20 protein-coding genes are annotated in these 17,393 nt (G+C 63.5%); 3 read left to right on the top strand and 17 right to left on the bottom strand.

The window, feature by feature from the left end; genetic code table 11:
• Positions 1-26: 26 nt before the first annotated feature.
• From IZ6_RS07235 to IZ6_RS07205, 7 genes are all read right to left on the bottom strand, one after another.
• Positions 27-1,124: an ABC transporter ATP-binding protein gene (locus IZ6_RS07235; protein ID WP_222877321.1), complete on the bottom strand. Its 1,098-nt coding sequence runs from the start codon at positions 1,122-1,124 to the stop codon at positions 27-29.
• Complete coding sequence (gene scpB / locus IZ6_RS07230; RefSeq protein ID WP_225874032.1) at positions 1,121-1,897, bottom strand: SMC-Scp complex subunit ScpB; 777 nt, start codon at positions 1,895-1,897, stop codon at positions 1,121-1,123. The genes IZ6_RS07235 and scpB overlap by 4 nt, the downstream gene beginning before the upstream one ends.
• On the bottom strand, positions 1,894-2,688 hold the full coding sequence (locus IZ6_RS07225; protein WP_338054683.1) for a segregation and condensation protein A: 795 nt from the start codon (positions 2,686-2,688) through the stop codon (positions 1,894-1,896). The genes scpB and IZ6_RS07225 overlap by 4 nt, the downstream gene beginning before the upstream one ends.
• A 51-nt stretch (positions 2,689-2,739) precedes the next feature.
• Positions 2,740-3,759, bottom strand: a complete 1,020-nt coding sequence (gene nagZ, locus IZ6_RS07220) for a beta-N-acetylhexosaminidase (RefSeq protein ID WP_222877320.1) — start codon at positions 3,757-3,759, stop codon at positions 2,740-2,742.
• A gap of 42 nt (positions 3,760-3,801) precedes the next feature.
• Positions 3,802-5,739: a hypothetical protein gene (locus IZ6_RS07215; RefSeq protein ID WP_222877319.1), complete on the bottom strand. Its 1,938-nt coding sequence runs from the start codon at positions 5,737-5,739 to the stop codon at positions 3,802-3,804.
• Positions 5,740-5,809: 70 nt separating this feature from the next.
• Complete coding sequence (gene argS, locus IZ6_RS07210; RefSeq protein ID WP_222877318.1) at positions 5,810-7,546, bottom strand: arginine--tRNA ligase; 1,737 nt, start codon at positions 7,544-7,546, stop codon at positions 5,810-5,812.
• A gap of 132 nt (positions 7,547-7,678) precedes the next feature.
• Positions 7,679-8,860 (bottom strand): deoxyguanosinetriphosphate triphosphohydrolase, encoded by a 1,182-nt coding sequence (locus tag IZ6_RS07205; protein ID WP_222877317.1) that lies wholly within the window; start codon positions 8,858-8,860, stop codon positions 7,679-7,681.
• Positions 8,861-9,015: 155 nt separating this feature from the next.
• On the opposite strand from IZ6_RS07205, the gene erpA reads away from it, so the two are divergent.
• Complete coding sequence (gene erpA / locus IZ6_RS07200) at positions 9,016-9,357, top strand: iron-sulfur cluster insertion protein ErpA (RefSeq protein WP_222877316.1); 342 nt, start codon at positions 9,016-9,018, stop codon at positions 9,355-9,357.
• 58 nt (positions 9,358-9,415) lie between these two features.
• Here erpA and IZ6_RS07195 read toward each other — a convergent pair whose 3' ends face one another.
• Complete coding sequence (locus tag IZ6_RS07195) at positions 9,416-9,823, bottom strand: hypothetical protein (protein WP_222877315.1); 408 nt, start codon at positions 9,821-9,823, stop codon at positions 9,416-9,418.
• Between the two features lie 145 nt (positions 9,824-9,968).
• Between IZ6_RS07195 and xth the strand changes: the two genes are divergently transcribed.
• Both xth and IZ6_RS07185 read left to right on the top strand, forming a co-directional pair.
• Positions 9,969-10,757 (top strand): exodeoxyribonuclease III, encoded by a 789-nt coding sequence (xth, locus tag IZ6_RS07190; RefSeq protein ID WP_222877314.1) that lies wholly within the window; start codon positions 9,969-9,971, stop codon positions 10,755-10,757.
• Positions 10,754-11,167, top strand: a complete 414-nt coding sequence (locus tag IZ6_RS07185; protein WP_222877313.1) for a GFA family protein — start codon at positions 10,754-10,756, stop codon at positions 11,165-11,167. The genes xth and IZ6_RS07185 overlap by 4 nt, the downstream gene beginning before the upstream one ends.
• On the opposite strand, the gene IZ6_RS07180 is transcribed toward IZ6_RS07185, so the two are convergent.
• The 9 genes from IZ6_RS07180 to IZ6_RS07140 all read right to left on the bottom strand — a co-directional run bounded on the left by IZ6_RS07180 (position 11,164) and on the right by IZ6_RS07140 (position 17,349).
• Positions 11,164-12,108 carry a tetratricopeptide repeat protein gene (locus tag IZ6_RS07180; protein WP_222877312.1) on the bottom strand — a complete coding sequence of 315 codons (945 nt, stop codon included), beginning with the start codon at positions 12,106-12,108 and terminating at the stop codon, positions 11,164-11,166. The genes IZ6_RS07185 and IZ6_RS07180 overlap by 4 nt on opposite strands.
• Positions 12,095-13,819 (bottom strand): dihydroxy-acid dehydratase, encoded by a 1,725-nt coding sequence (gene ilvD / locus IZ6_RS07175; protein WP_222877311.1) that lies wholly within the window; start codon positions 13,817-13,819, stop codon positions 12,095-12,097. Before ilvD ends, IZ6_RS07180 begins: the two co-directional genes overlap by 14 nt.
• A 322-nt stretch (positions 13,820-14,141) precedes the next feature.
• Positions 14,142-14,618 carry a DUF1579 domain-containing protein gene (locus tag IZ6_RS07170; RefSeq protein ID WP_222877310.1) on the bottom strand — a complete coding sequence of 159 codons (477 nt, stop codon included), beginning with the start codon at positions 14,616-14,618 and terminating at the stop codon, positions 14,142-14,144.
• A gap of 12 nt (positions 14,619-14,630) precedes the next feature.
• Positions 14,631-15,134 (bottom strand): SRPBCC family protein, encoded by a 504-nt coding sequence (locus tag IZ6_RS07165; RefSeq protein ID WP_222877309.1) that lies wholly within the window; start codon positions 15,132-15,134, stop codon positions 14,631-14,633.
• A gap of 16 nt (positions 15,135-15,150) precedes the next feature.
• Positions 15,151-15,582: a VOC family protein gene (locus tag IZ6_RS07160; RefSeq protein ID WP_222877308.1), complete on the bottom strand. Its 432-nt coding sequence runs from the start codon at positions 15,580-15,582 to the stop codon at positions 15,151-15,153.
• Positions 15,583-15,597: 15 nt separating this feature from the next.
• A complete protein-coding gene (locus IZ6_RS07155) occupies positions 15,598-16,047 on the bottom strand; it encodes a VOC family protein (protein WP_222877307.1) in 450 nt (149 codons plus the stop codon).
• Entirely contained in the window at positions 16,047-16,535 is a 489-nt protein-coding gene (locus IZ6_RS07150) for an SRPBCC family protein (protein WP_222877306.1), read from the bottom strand. The genes IZ6_RS07155 and IZ6_RS07150 overlap by 1 nt, the downstream gene beginning before the upstream one ends.
• A 12-nt stretch (positions 16,536-16,547) precedes the next feature.
• On the bottom strand, positions 16,548-17,015 hold the full coding sequence (locus IZ6_RS07145) for an SRPBCC family protein (RefSeq protein WP_222877305.1): 468 nt from the start codon (positions 17,013-17,015) through the stop codon (positions 16,548-16,550).
• On the bottom strand, positions 17,002-17,349 hold the full coding sequence (locus IZ6_RS07140; protein WP_222877304.1) for an ArsR/SmtB family transcription factor: 348 nt from the start codon (positions 17,347-17,349) through the stop codon (positions 17,002-17,004). The genes IZ6_RS07145 and IZ6_RS07140 overlap by 14 nt, the downstream gene beginning before the upstream one ends.
• Between the last annotated feature and the right edge of the window lie 44 nt (positions 17,350-17,393).

The raw sequence follows: 17,393 nt of genomic DNA, 5'->3' as shown, positions 1-17,393 counted from the left end.
CGGCGGCGGAAAGGGTGGGATCGAAACTAGGTTTCAGCCGCCGGAAACACAAGCGCCTGAGCCTCGTCGAAGCGGACACGAACGGCTGATCCTTCCGGCCATGCGCCCGCCTGGGCCCGGGCCAGAATGGGGCTGTCGAGGCCCTGGACCGCAATTTCCAGATGATCGGTATCGCCCAGAAACCGCGAGCCCATGATCCGGCCGTCCCGTCCGGGACCGCCGAGAAGGATGGCGGAGGGCCGGAGCGCCACAACAGCCGGACCGTCGGGCCAGCCGCCGGCCGCCGCCCGTCCGAGCGCCGTTTCCACGACCCCGCTCTTAACAACCCCATCCAGCTCGTTGATTTCGCTGAAGAAGCGGGCCGCAAACAGGGTTTTCGGCCGCCGGTAGAGCTCCTGCGGCGGCCCGATCTGGATGAGCGAGCCCTTGTCCATCAGGGCGATCCGGTCGGCCATGCGCATGGCCTCTTCCGGATCGTGGGTGACGATCAGGGAAGTTGCACCCGTCTCGCGCAGAACCGCCAATGTCTCTTCGCGGACGCTGTCTCTGAGGCGCCGGTCGAGGCCCGAAAACGGCTCGTCCATAAGTAGAACGCCCGGGCGCGGCGCAATAGCGCGGGCAAGCGCCACGCGCTGCTGTTCGCCGCCCGAAAGCTCATGCGGATAATCGCCGGCATGGTGGCGAAGCCCCACCCGCTCGAGCGCGCGCAGTGCGACTTCCCGGGCTTCGGCCCTCGCCATGTTCTTCAGGCCGAACGCGACATTGTCCTGTACTGACAGATGCGGAAACAGGGCGTAGTCCTGAAAGACATAGCCGATGCCGCGCTCTTCGGGCTGGCGGAACACCTTGGCGCTCGCAACTTCCTCACGGTCGAGCAGCACCCTGCCCGCGCTCTGCCGCTCAATGCCGGCGGCAACACGAAGAAGCGTCGTCTTTCCACAGCCGGAGCGTCCGAGCAGAGCAACGATCTCGCCCGGCGCAACATCGAGCGACAGATCGGAGACGGCGGTCAGCGTGCCGTAGGCGTGCGTGATGTGGTCGAAGGTCAGCCGCGCGGGGATGGCCGGGCCGGCCGTGCCGCGCTGGCCCCAGCGCGGCCAGACGCCCTTGGCCGGCGTATTCACTTCTCTTCGTCCTCGGCCCCCTCGGACTCGGGCGTCTCCTGGTCCGCAGCTTCAGACGCCTCTAGCGCCTCAGGCTCGGGCTGCTCGTGTCCTTCCCGATCGAGCGGCGTCAGGAAGTCGAGATCGTCCGGATCGAGTTCGTCCTCGTCCTCGCGCAAGGTCGGATCGTCGGAGGGCATCGGCACATCGAGCCCGTCGGGCAGACGCGCATCGAGAAGACCCGCGGCTTTCAGCTCGTCGACGCCCGGCAGATCGCCGATCGTCTCAAGACCGAAATGATCGAGGAATTCTTTGCTCGTCCCGAAGGTCACGGGCCGGCCCGGCGTCTTGCGGCGGCCGCGCAGGCGCACCCAGCCCGTCTCCAGCAGAACTTCGAGCGTGCCTTTGGCGACGGAGACGCCGCGAATGCCTTCGATCTCGGCGCGCGTCACCGGCTGGTGATAGGCGACGATGGCAAGCGTTTCGAGGGCTGCGCGCGACAGCTTCTTCGTGTTCTGGCTTTCGCGGCGCAGGATCGGCGCAAGATCGGGCGAAGTGCGCAGCCACCAGCGCCCGCCCGTCGAGACGAGATTGACGCCGCGCACCGCATAATGCGCCGTCAGTGCATTGATGATGACCGGAATGTCCGCGCCTTCCGGCAGACGCGAGGCGAGCGTTGCCTCATCGAGCGGCTCTTCGGCCGCAAACAAAAGCGCTTCGGCCATGCGTACATGTTCGAAGTTCACCACGTCATTGTCGGTGACGTTGCGCAAAAAACTCGTTCCATCGATCACGATGCGCCTCCCGCATTGGCGCGCAGATACAGCGGCGCAAACATTTTTTCCTGCCGCAGTTCCACATGGCCCTCTTTGGCCAGTTCCAGACTGGCGCTGAAGCTCGACGCCAGCACCGATTTACGCTCCTCTTCCGGAGCAAGATAGGAAATGAGCAGCGCATCGAGCGCCGTCCAATCCGAGATCGTACCGACAAGACGCTCCAGCGCCTCGCGCGCTTCGGCCAGCGGCAGAACCGGCTGGCGCTTGATCGTCACATGCGCAAGCGTCGTCATCTGCCGCTGATGCGCATAGGCCGTCAGAACATCGTAGAGCGTTGCGTCCCAGATGCTCTTGCGCTCGATACGCACACCTTCCGGCGCGCCGCGCTTGTAGACGTCGCGGCCGAGACGATCGCGCGATTCAAGCAATTCGCCGGCACGCCGCATGGCTTCAAGACGGCGCAGGCGATGCGCGAGCAGCGCCGCCATGTCCTCGCCCGACAGCTCGTCGGGCTTTTCCGCCTGCGGCAGAAGAAGGCGCGATTTGAGATAAGCGAGCCACGCCGCCATCACGAGATAGTCGGCGGCGAGTTCGAGCTTCAGCTTGCGCGCGGCTTCGATGAAAACGAGATATTGCTCGGCAAGGCGCGCGATCGAGATCTTGGCGAGATCGACCTTGTCGCGGCGCGCCAGATCGAGCAGCAGATCGAGCGGGCCCTCGAACACTTCGAGATCGACAACGAAAGCGCCGTCGACGCTCTCCCCTTCGGGCGCGTCCTCGAAGGTCGGGAATGGCGTCGCTTCAATCACAGCAAATTCTCTAGATTCTCAGAGGGCAGATTCTCTGGGGGCCAGTATACGTCAGGCAACCTGGGCCGGGAGAAGGCTCCGCACCGTCGCACGGGCGCTCTCCACATCAAAGGGCTGGGGTGCGCCCAGCCGTCCCACAGCCGCATGGCAGCGCCGCTCCGCCTCCCCGTCGAGACGGGGCGAGACGGCGGCGATGTCCCGCATTTCGGCCAAATCCCCGTTGCAGTGCAAGGCGATATCGCAGCCCGCGGCAAAGCTTTGCTCGGCCCGGAGGCCGATACTGCCGCTAAGGGCCTTCATCGACAGATCGTCGCTCATCAGGACCCCGTCAAAGCCGATAAATCCGCGGATAACGTCCTGGATCACCGCGCGCGACAGGGTCGCCGGCTGGTCCTGGTCGATCGCCGTGTAGAGGACATGGGCGGTCATGGCGAGCGGCATGTCGTTCAGCAGGCGGAACGCGGCGAAATCGGTCCGCTGCAGTTCGACCACTTTGGTATCGACGCGCGGCAATTCGAAATGGCTGTCGCTGAGCGCCCGGCCATGGCCGGGCACATGCTTGACCACCGGGAGAACCCCGCCGTCGAGGAGGCCCTTGCACACGGCTTTTGCCAAAGCGGCGACATCGGCGGGGGTTGCGCCATAAGCGCGGTCGCCGACGATCTCATGGGCGCCTTCGACGGCGAGATCGAGCACCGGCAGGCAATCGACGTTCATGTGCAGAAGGCGCAGTTCATGGGCGATGAGCCGCGCGCCGAGTTCAGCGGCGGCCAGCGCCGCCGCGCGGTCTTCCTTATAGAGCTTGGCATAGGCGGAGGCCGCCGGATGAAGTTCGGCCAGCGGCGGCTTTACGCGCTGCACGCGCCCGCCCTCCTGATCGACCAGAACCGGCATGTCGCCGCGGCCCAGAAGACCCCGCACCTCATCGACAAGGCGGCGCACTTGGGCGCCGTCGCGGATATTTCGGGCGAAGAGGATGATGCCCCACGGCTCGGCGTGATCGACGAAGAGGCGTTCCTCTTCGGTCAGTTCGGTGCCGGACAATCCGCAGATGAAAGCGCGTGGGCTCATACGCGCGCCTTAACGGCGCTCAGGAGGATGGTCAAGCATGCTTCAGCGGCGCTGAACGATGCAGTCCACCCCGGCGGCTTTGAACTGGATGCAGAGATTGGCGGCGTCCGACTGGTTCGACGCCGGCACCATCGCCCGGTAGAAGATGCCGCGATCGGGGCCGAGATCGGCGCGCGCGATCGCCGGGCTGTAGCTGCCGAGAACCGCGGGATTGCGCTGCTTGATGGCGTTGAACGCGGCGATTGCTTCCTGCTCGGTGCGCTGTGCGGTGAGCTGGACGCCGAAAGCGCCGCCCTGCGAACCGGCGACGGTGGCGATCTGCGGAGCAACAGCCGTGGCCGTCGGCACCGGCGATGCCATCGCCACCTGCGTCGGGCGCACGCTCTGCGTCGTCACCGGGCTTGCGGCGACCGGGCGCGGAGCAGCCGGAGGCTGCGGCGCGGCGAGCTGCACGGGTTCCGCCGAACGCGGCTGCGCCGCCGGCGGTGCGGCGGCGGCTGGAGCGGCGGGGGGAAGCGCGGACTGCCTGTTGCCCGCCGGCGCATTCACCGGTTTGAGCGGCCGTTTATTGGTGACCTGCACCTGCGGCTGCGGCGAAGACGGCGGTCCGCCGGTTGCCTGCGGCGGCGCGGGCGGAGCCGGAACCTGCGTCGCGGCGCGTGTCTGCGGCGCGGCATCCCGGGCAAACGGATCGTTGACTACGGTCGGGTTGCCGACGGTCGCCGGCGCCATGGCCTGGCTGGACGGGCTCTGGGCCGCGACCGGGCGCGGCATCGGCATCGGCACATTGCCGACGCTCGCCATTTCCTGCGGCGCGGGCGGCTGATCGGACGACAGGATGCCGTAATCGCGCGTCGTCTGCATGGACATGCCGGCGGCCTCGCCCGTGCCCTGGATCGGCATTTGCGGCGCGGGTTCGGCGGCGGCAAGCGCCTGAACGTTCGACGACGGCTGTTCGGGCGACGGCGATCCCATCGGAGCGTCCGGACGGATGACCATCGTCTTTACGCGGCGGCCGCCATTGGCGTTCTGTTCGGCGTCGGCCATGGACGAAGGGGAACTGGGCGAAGCGGGGGCCGCTTCGGCAACGCGTTCCTGAGCGCCGCCCGGCATGGGCGCGCCCGGAAGGATCTGGCGCGGCGCCGTCGGCTTCTCGGCCGGCTCTTCGACGCTTGTAACGACATTGGCGTTGGCGTTCGGATCGACGCGGTCATAGCTTTCTTTGGCGCGCACGATCGGCTTGGCCTCGGCAACAACCTTCACCGGCGTCGTGTTCTCGGCCTTGATGACCGGCGGCGTGCCGCCGGAGGATCCGCCGGTCAGCGCGCCATACGCCCACACACCGCCGCCGATAACCGCGACAAGCGCGGCGGCAATCGCTGCGAGGCTGACGAAGCGGCCGCCGCGGCGGCGCACCGGCATATCGTGATCCGTCTCGCCGTCATCGGCATAGACCGGCTGATGCGAGAGATCGTCGTAATCGTCCTGGAACGGGCTGCGCGTCTGGAAGCCGCTGTCGAAGCCATTGTCGAAATCGTCGGACGGATAACCGTAATCGCCGTGCCCATTGGTCTGGCCCACGCGCGGCGAATCCAGCTGGCTGCCGCGCTGCGGCGCCGGAGCGAGGGGCTGAAGATCGGCGAAGAAATCGTCGGAAGGGCCGTAGCCCTGCTGCGCGGAGGAACCATAGGCGCGCTGATCGCGCGCATCGAACGCCGGCGGAGCTGCGGGACGCGTATAAGCCGGCGGCGCTTCGAAACGCTCCGCGGCCTGAGGCGCGCGCGGCGCTGCGGTATAGCTCGCACGCGGTTCGCCGGCCGTAGCCTGCGAGGACGGCCTTACCGGTTCATTCTGGGAGACGAGACGGGCCAGCTCTTCGAGCGGGTCTTCGGCCGTGCGCGGCACACGGCCACCGGCACCTGCGCCCATGCCGCGCAAAGTGTCGTAATCGGTACCGCGACGCTGTGTACTGTCGGACATTCTACACCCCGGAGAACGCGCCCTGCTAATCGCAAATCACGGACAGAATAAGGCCAAACCGTTACCGGCCCTAACGCATCTCGTCCGGAGCCCCTACACCCAGCAGGTTAAGTCCCCCCTTTAATATTAACCCCACTCCGCGAACCAATGCCAGACGCGCCTGGGTGAGTTCTACATCCCCTGTCTGGACGAATCGGAGGCCCGGATCGTCATTGCCGCGGTTCCAGTGGTGGTGAAAGTCCGACGCCAGTTCGTGCAGAAAAAACGCAATCCGATGCGGCTCATGCACAAAAGCTGAGCTTTCCACGGCCCGCGGGAACTCGCCTAACTTGCGGATCAGCGCCAACTCGCCCGTGTCATTTAGGCGTTTCAGGGCCTCCGGAGCCGCCGGAATATCCACAGCTTTTCCGAGTGCCTCCCGGGCGTTTCGGAGGACCGACTGGGTCCGGGCATGCGCGTATTGGACGTAGAAGACCGGATTCTCTCGTGACTGCTCGACCACTTTGGCAAAGTCGAAGTCGAGGACGGCGTCGTTTTTGCGGAACAGCATCATGAAGCGGACGGCATCGCGGCCCACCTCATCGACGATCTCGCGCAGGGTCACGAAGTCGCCGGAGCGCTTGGACATCTTCACCGGCTCGCCGTCGCGAAACAGGCGGACGAGCTGAACGAGCTTCGCATCCACATGGACCTTGCCGCCCGACAGCGCCGCGGCGATGGCCTGGAGCCGCTTGACATAGCCGCCATGGTCGGCGCCGAGGATGAAGATGAGATCGGCGAAACCGCGACCGATTTTGTCCTTCATGTAAGCGACGTCGGAGGCGAAATAGGTGTAGGAGCCGTCCGATTTTGCGAGCGGACGGTCGGTGTCGTCGCCGAACTCGGTCGTGCGGAACAGAAGCTGTTCGCGGTCTTCCCAGTCTTCCGGCAGCTGGCCCTTGGGCGGTGGCAGGCGGCCTTTATAGACAAGGCCCTTGCTGCGCAGCGTATCGAGCGTGACATCGACCGCGCCGCCCTGCCCGTGCAGCGAAGCTTCCGAGAAAAACACCTCGTGGCGGATGCCGAGCGCCGCGAGATCGTCGCGGATCATGTCGAGCATCGCATCGATGGTCGTGCCGCGGATCAGCGGCAGCCATTCGCTCTCCGGCATCTTCAGCAGCCTGTCGCCGTATTTTTCGGCGAGGAGCTTTCCGACCGGAACGAGATAATCGCCCGGATAAAGCCCTTCGGGGATCGCGCCGATATTCTCGCCGAGCGCCTCGCGGTAGCGTAAATACGCCGAGTTTGCGAGCACATCGACCTGCGCGCCGGCATCGTTGACGTAATATTCGCGGACGACATCGTGGCCCGTAAAGGCAAGCAGGCTCGCGAGCGCATCGCCGAACACCGCGCCGCGGCAATGGCCGACATGCATCGGGCCGGTCGGATTGGCCGACACATATTCGACATTCACCTTGCGGCCGGCGCCCGTTGTGCTCTTCGCAAATGTCTCGCCCGTTGAAAGCAGGTTCGCCAGGACCGACAGCCAGACATCGCCCTTCAGGCGCATATTGATGAAGCCGGGACCGGCGATCTCGACGGCTTCGATATCGGCATCTTCCTTCAGCTTTTCGGCGATCTTTTCGGCAAGATCGCGCGGCTTCATGCCGAGATCCTTGGCCAGGACCATCGCGGCATTGGTCGCCATATCGCCATGCGAGGCATCGCGCGGCGGCTCGACGACAACGCGCGAAAGGTCGATCTTCTGGCCGGCCACAGCGGCGACGGCCAGATTCACGCGTTCGGAAAAGACGGCAAAAAGGTTCATGTCAAAGCCTTGGCCCTCATCCTGAGGAGGCCTGAAGGGCCGTCTCGAAGGATGGGCAATTGAGCACTTGGTTCATGGTTCGAGACGCGAGCTGCGCTCGCTCCTCACCATGAGGAAAGAGGTGGGCCGCGCCTAACCCAGATCGGGGGTCACGTCAAACAGCCGCTTGTGTTCCTGGATGGCGTAGCGGTCGGTCATGCCGGCAATGAAGTCGGCGGCCGCCCGCGCCGGGCCGTCGCCGAGATCGCGCCATTCCTCGGGCATTTCCTCATTGTCGGCGCGGTAGATCGCAAAGAGATCCTTCACGATGGTCTCCGCATGGCCCATGACCTCCATCACCCAGGGGTGGCGGTACATCTGCGGATAGAGAAATTCCTTGATGTGCGTGTCGGCGGCGGCGATCTCCGCACCGAAACCGATAATCGGCCGTCCCGCGCCGCGGATATCGTCGACGCTTTTCGGGTTGAGCGCCGCAATGTTCGCCCGGCTCGTCGCAATCGTGCTTTCGACAAAGCGCGTGATGACGCGGCGCGTCAGTTCGTGGATGCGGCGCGAGCGGTCGAGCCCCGGCCAGCGTGTGTCGATCTCATCGAGAAGTCCGGACAGGAACGAGACGGCGCGCAGATCCTCGATCTCGAACAGTCCGGCGCGCAAGCCGTCATCGATATCGTGCGCGTTATAGGCGATGTCGTCGGCAATCGCCGCCGCCTGCGCTTCGGCGCTGGCATAACGCGACAGTTCGAGATCCTGCACTTTTGCATATTCGGCGATGCCGAATGGCAGCGCCTCTCCTCCCGAACCGTCGGCGTTGAGCAGCGGCCCGTTATGTTTGACGAGCCCTTCGAGCGTTTCCCAGGTGAGGTTGAGGCCGTCGAACGCCGCATAGCGCCGCTCGAGCCGGGTGACGATGCGGAGCGTCTGCGCGTTGTGATCGAAATGCTCGTGCTCTGCCATGCAGGCATCGAGGGCACGCTCCCCGGCATGGCCGAACGGCGTGTGGCCGAGATCGTGCGCCAGCGCCAGGGTCTCGGCGAGGTCCTCATCAAGGCCGAGCGCCCGCGCCAGGGAACGGGCGATCTGCGCGACTTCGAGCGTGTGGGTCAGGCGCGTGCGGTAGTGGTCGCCCTCGTGATAGACGAAGACCTGGGTTTTATGTTTCAGGCGGCGGAAGGCGGCCGAGTGCAGGATGCGGTCCCGGTCGCGCTGGAAATCGGTCCGAGTCGGGCTTTTGGGCTCGGCAACAAGCCGCCCCCGGCTTTTGGCCGGATCGGTCGCATAGACGGCCCGCGGACGGTCGAGAAAGCCCGATTCCATGCCTTTTTCCTGCTGGAGGCACGGCCTTATAGGCTGAAATCGCAAAACAAAGGAGACGCTTGAGGGCTTTCCCCAACCGCGCCCCGGGCCATGCCCCTTGCCTAACCCCTCCCCAATCCTCACATAATCGGCAGCGGAGCCACTCTTGAGTCCCCATGACCACTGAAGCCCTCACCCCTGTCACCGTGTCCGCCAATGCGGCGCGGCGGATCAAGGAAATCCTCTCCTCCGAACCGGCGGGCGCGCATCTGCGCGTCTCGGTCGAAGGCGGCGGCTGCTCGGGCTTCCGCTATGAATTTGCGGTCGACACTGTCCGCCAGGACGAGGATCTGACCGTCGAGCGCGACGGCATCACCGTCGTCGTCGATCCGGTCTCGCTCGAATATATGAAGGGCGCCGAGATCGACTTCGTGGATGAGCTCATTGGCGCGAGCTTCCAGATCAAGAACCCGAACGCCACGTCGGGCTGCGGCTGCGGCACGAGCTTCTCGGTCTAAAAGCGATCGTCTCTCAAAACGAAAACCCCGCCTTCCGGCGGGGTTTTGTTTTTAAAGCTCAGTCGGCGGCGCCGGGTTTGTCGAAATCGTCGTCATCATCGAGCGCGGCGGGAGCCGGCTTCGGCTTGTCGGCGACCGGCGCGGGCTTGCTGGCGAGCGGCGCCAAAGGCTTCGGCGCGGCGACATCGTTTGCGGGAGCTGCGCCCGGCGCGGGCTTGCCGTTCTTCGCGCGCTTTACGGCAGCTTTCGCCTTCGGCAGTTCGACAACAGCACCCGTGGCCTTCGCAGCCTTATGCGCTTCGATCACACGCTGGGCGGCGGTCGCAGCGCCCTCGATCAGCGCCTCGCTGAGGATACGGCGGCCCGCGGGCGTCGCCAGCAGCGAGCGGATGGCCGGCGCCTGCCGGATCGATTTCGGAAGTTTCAGGCCCGCGATTTTCTTCGGAGCCCGGTCCGCCTTCGCCATGTCCAATCCTCCATACAACTTCGCTCGCGGCGCCATAAGCGCCGGTATTGAAGGATTCATAGGGTATTGGGTTGTCACAATCGAGACGGGGTTTGTCCGATTTGATGCTTTGCCCGAGGCTCCGCCTCCCCTAGTTATAGACGCCATGCGCATCGCCACCTGGAACATCAATTCGGTTCGCCTCCGCCTCGACAACGTCTTGCGCTGGCTGAAAGAGTCGACGCCCGACCTCGTCTGTCTGCAGGAGCTGAAATGCCAGACCGATCAGTTCCCCAAACAGGCGTTCGAAGACGCCGGCTATAATTGCGCCGTGCACGGCCAGAAGGCGTGGAACGGCGTTGCCATCCTGTCGCGCTTTCCGATCGAGGACACGCACACCAATCTTCCGGGCGACAGCCAAGATGAGCAATCGCGCTATATTGAGGCGCTGGTTTCGACGAAGGACGGCGTCTTGCGCGTCGCTTCGCTCTATCTGCCGAACGGCAATCCGGTTGCGGAGAAATATCCCTACAAGCTCGCCTGGATGGACCGGCTGATCCAGCATGCCCGCGAACGGCTTTTGCTCGAAGAGCCGTTCATTCTGGCCGGCGATTACAATGTCATTCCCTCAGCCGAGGACGTGCACAATCCGGCGGGCTGGGTGGAAGACGCGCTGTTCAAAATCGAGACGCGGCAGAAGTTCAACGAACTTCTCAATCTCGGCTTCACCGAGGCTCTGCGCGCAACGACCGATCAGGCCGGGCTCTATTCCTTCTGGGATTATCAGGCCGGAGCCTGGCAGCGGAACCTCGGCCTGCGCATCGATCATCTTCTCTTGTCGCCGCAGGCGGCAAACCGGCTGTCCGGCGCGCGCATCGACAAATATGTACGCGCCTGGGAAAAGCCCTCGGACCATGTGCCTGTGCTGGCCGATCTCGAGATCGAAGCCAGATGACACGTACCGGCGGGTGTCTGTGCGGCGCGATGCGCTACCGGGTCGAGGGCGAGCCGCGCGAGACGGTGCATTGCCATTGCTCGATGTGCCAGAAGGCGTCGGGCGCGCCCTTCATCACCTGGGCGACGTTTCCGAAAAACGCCTTCACCTATCTTCCTATGAGCAAGGAACCCGCGGGCTACCGCTCATCGAAATATGCGGTGCGCGAATTTTGCCGCGGCTGCGGCAGTCAGCTCGTCTTCCGCAGCGATTGGGATTCGACGATCGACATCACCGTCACAACGCTCGATGAGCCCGACAGCGTGAAGCCGCAGGCCAATACCTGGGTCACGACGCGCCGCGCCTTCGTGCACGGCTTCGACGCGAGCCTCACCGATATGGAAGGTGAGTTCCCGGCGAATAACGATTAGCGATTGAAGAGGCGGTCGAGAAAACCGGTGGCGCCCTTGCGCTCAGCTTCCGAGCTTTCGGCCAGCGCCTTTTCGTGCAGATCGATGATCCACTGCGCATCGGCTTCGCCCGACTGTTCGGCGGACTGGCGGGCAAGACCCATCCAGGCAAGGCCGATTTCGGGTTGACGCTTGCCGACTTCGCCTTTGAACATCATGTGGCCGAGCAGCGCGCGCGAGGGGCCGTGGCCCTTCTTTGCAGCATTGGAAAAGAGCTGCATGGCGCGCTTCGGATCTTTCGGCACACCGTTGCCCTCGACATACATCATGGCGAGATTGAACTGCGCGCTCGGGTCGCCGAAATTATAGGCGGCGCGGCTGTAAAGGCTGACGGCGAGCGGCGGATTGGGCTTCACATTGGAGCCCGGAATGCCCTCGCGGTAATAAGAGCCGAGCTGGACGAGCGCGTGCGAGATATAGGCCGCGTTCTGACGGCTCTCCGGCGTATCATCCATGTCTTCGACATTGGCGTCGGCGACGATGTCGCGGAAATATTCGAACGCCTTGTAGTCGTCAGGCGCCGTGCCTTCGCCGCGGGCATACATACGCCCGATCATCCAGCGCGCGCCGATATGGCCCTGATTGGCAGCAAACTGCAGCACGTTCATGGCTTCGGTCTTCTCGCCGCGGCGATAAAGATTGCGCGCCATGTTGAAAGCTTCGGAAGCCGTCGTCTTGTCGCCGAGTGTCGGCGGCACTTCGTCGGACACCGTCGTGTTCATCAGCCCGAGGGTCTCGGCCGTGGACGCGCCGATGCCGCCCGCGGTCAGCGCGCTCGCCGCTTCCGGCGGCGGCAGCTCGGAAGCCGCATTCGCCATGGAAGCGTCGAAGGCGTGCGCCGGCAATGCCGCGACAGCGGCCATCACCACAACAACAGAGCTGATCGCACTAAATATCCGCATACACATGTGACTCGCCGGCTGCACCCGGATGCGTGACCGCGCCGTAGCGCGCCGGTCCCACATTCTGGGCAAACTTCCAGATAGCCCCCGACCCATATTTCGTAGCGCGCGGCTTCCAGTCCGCTTTGCGCTTTTCAAACTCTTCTGCCGAGAGCTTCACATTCAGCGTGCCCTCGATGGCGTTCATCTCGATGATGTCGCCGTCGCGGATATGCGCGATCGGACCGCTGACGGCTGCTTCCGGACCGACATGGCCGATGCAGAAGCCGCGCGTTGCGCCCGAAAAGCGCCCGTCGGTGATGAGAGCCACCTTGTCACCCATGCCCTGGCCGTACAGCGCCGCCGTCGTCGACAGCATTTCCGGCATTCCCGGAGCGCCTTTGGGACCGACATAGCGGATGACCAGAACCTCACCCTCCTTGTAGGTACGGTTCGTGACGGCTTCGAAACATTCTTCTTCGGTATCGAAGCAGCGCGCCGGACCCGTGAACACCTGGTTCTTGAGGCCCGCGACCTTCACGATCGCACCGTCAGGGGCAAGATTGCCGGAGAGCCCGACAACGCCGCCTGTCGGCGTGATGGGCTTATCGGCAGGAAAAACGACATCCTGATGTTCGTTCCAGCGGACTTTCGCCATGTTCTCGGCAATTGTGCGGCCGGTCACGGTGATGCAGTCGCCGTGCAGGTAACCATGATCGAGCAGCGTTTTCATCAAAAGCGGAATGCCGCCGACCTCGAACATGTCTTTCGCGACGTAACGGCCGCCCGGCTTCAGGTCCGCGATATAGGGCGTCTTCTTGAAGATCTCGGCGACGTCGAACAGGTCGAACTTGATGCCGGCTTCATGGGCCATCGCAGGCAGATGCAGCGCGGCATTGGTCGAGCCGCCGGAGGCGGCGACAACTGTCGCGGCATTTTCCAGCGATTTCCTCGTGACGATGTCGCGCGGACGGATATTGCGGGCGATGAGTTCCATCACCTGCTCGCCGGCCGTCATGCAGAACCGGTCGCGGATCTCATAGGGCGCAGGCGCGCCGGCCGAATACGGCAGAGCCAGGCCGATGGCCTCGGAGACCGTTGCCATGGTGTTGGCCGTGAACTGGGCGCCGCAGGCGCCGGCAGACGGGCACGCCACCTGCTCCAGTTCGTCGAGATCGGCGTCGGACATATCGCCGACCGAATGCTTGCCGACGGCCTCGAACAGGTCCTGAACCGTGACCGGCTGGCCGCGATACGAACCCGGCAGGATCGAGCCGCCATAGATGAAGATCGACGGCACGTTGAGGCGGATCATCGCCATCATCATGCCGGGCAAAGACTTGTCGCAGCCGGCAAGGCCGACCAGGGCGTCATAGCCATGGCCGCGCATGGTCAGCTCGACCGAGTCCGCGATGACCTCGCGCGAGGCCAAAGAGGATTTCATTCCCTCGTGGCCCATGGCGATGCCGTCGGTGACGGTGATGGTGCAGAACTCGCGGGGGGTGCCGTTGGCGGCCGCCACGCCCTTTTTGACCGCCTGCGCCTGGCGCATCAGGGAGATGTTGCAGGGGGCGGCCTCGTTCCAGCAGGAGGCCACGCCGACCAGCGGCTGGTGGATCTGCTCCTTGGTCAGCCCCATGGCGTAGAGGTACGAACGGTGCGGCGCGCGCGCGGGGCCCTCCGTCGTATGGCGGCTGGGCAGTTTGCTCTTGTCGAAAACCTTGGCGTCCATCTCGATCCTCACCCCGGGCGTCCGCCGCGCGGGGGTTCTAGCTCTTCACGGAAGGCCGGATCGGGGGCTCTTGCGGGACCCTTGGATACGGCCGTGCGCATCCGTCAGGGCCGCGACATGCGGCTTTGTTAGTGGCGCAATTGGGGCAATTTAGCCCAGCTGAACCAGGGCTGAACGCAATCGTGCAACAGAGTTGCTGAAGTGTCACACAGCTGTTTCCGGGTCCGGCCCGGGAGTGTGAAATGGGTGCCGCAAGCACTTACAGCAAGCGCGGATGGTTACTGAAAAGCGTGGGGCCGCCGGATATGGCGGCCCCTTTTGCTCACTTCGTGCGCTTGAAGATCATGGACATGAAGGGCGTCCACGTGCCGTCCTCGCCGAGGACCTGAGACCGGAGTTCGTATTCCTTCTCGCTCCTGATCTCGATGATGTCCTGATACTTCGCGAGCGAGCCGTCGCCCTTGAAGCTCGGGCCTTCGGCGTCGAGGGTCAGCACATTGCCTTTGCGCGTGCCCTCATAGACCCAGAGATAGCCCATCATGTCGGACACGAAGGTGCCGACATACTTCTTCTTGGCGACGTCATAGCCGAGCGTGATCACCGATTTGCTCTCGACATCGCTGCCCGGCATTTTTCCGCGCATCTCGCCGACGGTCCAGAAACCGCCAAAAGCCGTGATGGTCTCGGTGCCGGAGCTTTTCATCTCCTCCTCGCCCATCTTCATTTCGCCGGTCGAGGTCCACTCGCCGATGAGCTCTTGCAGCCATTTATGTTCTTCGACAGGTGCAGGCATTTCCATTGTCTGTCTCCCTTATTTTTTCGATGCGAGAAGATCGTCGAGATTGTCGAAGGTGCCGCCATAACCGCCCTTCATGCTCGGCGCGCCGGCTTCAAACGCTGCAATTTCCTCCGGCGTCGCATTGACCGGATGGCTTCGCAGCGAAACCTCCGTCTTGCCGCCCTTCTCGGTGAAGGTGACCACGTGGAGAATTTCCAGCGGCCAGCCCTCGTTCCAGATATTGCGGGCGATATTGGCGTCCTCATCCGCAAACGACATCACGAATTCCAGATGCGACGGCGGTTCGATGGCGCGATAGATGAAACGTCCGCAGAAAGCTTTTCCATCGGGCGTCTCCAGCCCGTAATGGAACATGCCGCCGGGCCGAAGATCGACCTTGGCAAAGCGCGTCTTGAAACCTTTCGGATGCCACCATTCGAGAAGATGGACCTCATCCGTCCACGCCTTCCACACGACATCGCGCGGCGCGTTGAAGACGCGGCTGATCTTGAACTGAAAGTCCGGCTGAACATTCATCGCTGAACTCCCGCGGTCAGGCCTTTGCCGGCAGCGGCGCGTTGAACATCCAGCGATGGCCGAACGGATCGGCGACGACGGCAAAGCGCGCGTTCCAGAATGTGTCTTCCGGCGCCATGATGCTTTTGGCGCCCGCGCCCGTCGCGCGCTTGTGCATTGCATCGACGTCGGCCGGCGTCTTGAAGTGCAGCGCGACCTGCACCGGCGCCGGTTTGTCGATCGACGGCAGCGTGACTTCGCCGTCCGAGCAGAACTCCGGAAAATTATCGCTCAGCATGACGACACCGCCATTGAGTGCGATCTCGGCATGCATCAGGCGCTTGCCGTCCTGCGCCGGCATGCGGGCCTTTTCAACGGCGCCGAACGCTTTGGCGTAGAAGTCGAGCGCGGCCGCAGCTCCGTCGACCGTCAGATACGGGTTCACCGTGTAATTGAAGTTGTCGTCCATGACGTGTCTCCCCTGTTATCCGTTGAACGCCGCTTCGAGCGCCGCGACATCGAGCTTTTGCATTTTGATCATGGCCTGAAAGGCGCGGCCGGAACGCTCCTTGTCCGGGTCGTTCAGAAGCCGCGGAAAAGCCTCCGGCACGATCTGCCAGGAGACACCGAATTTGTCCTTCAGCCAGCCGCATTGCGAGTAGGAACCGCCCTCACCGAGTTTGTCCCAGTAATAATCGGTCTCGGCCTGGTCATTACAATTGACGGACAGGCTGAACGCCTCGTTCAGTTTCCAGTTCTGCGGTCCGCCCTGCAGGATCATGATGGGCTGGCCTTCGAGTTCGAACAACCCGACCATGCCGTTGAACTTCATGCCGTCGATCTTCGACTGTTTAAAGACAGTGGCATAGAACTTCATCGCTTCTTCGGCGCGATCCTCGAACCACAGGCACGGCGTTATCTTGTGCGCGGACATCAGTTCGCCTCCTGCATTTCGAGGAGCAGATTTTCGAGCCGGGTATAGCTGGTCGATGCGCCCTTATCGAAGCCGGTCGCAAGGCAATTGTCGCGATCCTGTTTCGTCTGGTGCAGGATGGTTTCCGTCAGCGTCGTGCGGCCGCCGCGCTCGGTCAGAAGAATGGTGACGATCGCGCCGTTATCGGGAAACGGCTCGTAGATAAAGGTGTAGACGAGACGCGAGGGCGGAACGATTTCGCGGTATTCGCCGTGAAATCCCTGCTGGCCGAGATCGGCCATGAACAGCACGAAACGCCATTTGCCGCCGACGCGAAGATCGATGTCGAAGGTCGCTTCGGTTTCCTCGCAGCCCCACCATTTCCTCACATGCTCGACCTTGGTCAGGCAGTCGAACACAAGATGGGCGGGCGCATCGAAGCTGCGCGTCAGGACGACCTCAAGATCGGTCGGAGTGGTGACGGCAAGCTTGTTGAATATCGCGTCCATATCCTCTCTCCCCTAGATCGGCAGTTTCTGAAGATGTTCTTCGAGGCGGTCGAAGGCGGAGTTCCAGCCGCCATTGTGGCCGTCGCGCTCCATGACGGTCGCAAACGGCTCCTGCCGCAGCGTGAACTTCGTCCGGCCTTTGCCGGCATCTTCGAAGGTCAGCGTGACAAGCATGTCTCCGAGGCCGCGATCTTCGTCCCAAATGAAGGTGAAGGAGATGAGCTTGTGCTTGACGATGTCGCGATAGACGCCGCTATGGGCCAGAAGCTCGCCGGTCTCGACGCTTTTCAGAACCGTGCGGTATTTGCCGCCGACGCGAAAATCGCCCTCGACGCTGACCGCCGGATATTCGCGCGGGCCCGCCCATTGCAGAGCCTGTTTCGGATCGGCCCAGGCATTCCACACGAGGTCCCGCGGCGCTTCGAAAATGCGCGTAATGACAAGAACCTTGTCATCGACGGAGGCATCACTTGCCGGCATCGCTGTCTCCTTTGGCCTGGATTTCACGCAGATAGTCTTCGAGGCGGTCGAGGCGCGCGCTCCAGAGCTTGCGGTAGTCCTCGAGCCAGTCCTCGACGGCTTTGACGCCTTCCGGTTCGATCCGCGCCGGGCGGGATTGGGCGGCCCTGCCGCGCGTGATCAGACCCGCCTGCTCCAGCACTTTGAGATGCTTTGAGACGGCCGGCAGGCTGATGTCGAAGGGTTCGGCCAGTTCGTTGACACAGGTCTCCCCGAGAGCAAGGCGCGCGAGGATCGCGCGGCGCGTCGGATCGGCGAGAGCCGCAAAAGTGGCGCTGAGACGGTCGGTATGCATGACGGTGTTTCACCGATCAGTTAAATAACTCTCCGGTTAAATAA

Origin of the sequence: Terrihabitans soli, from assembly GCF_014191545.1 — a bacterium.
In the GTDB taxonomy this organism is placed as follows: Bacteria; Pseudomonadota; Alphaproteobacteria; order Rhizobiales; family Methylopilaceae; genus Flaviflagellibacter; species Flaviflagellibacter soli.
Note: the sequence above shows the minus strand (reverse complement) of the source record. Positions and strands in the feature narration are given on the sequence as shown.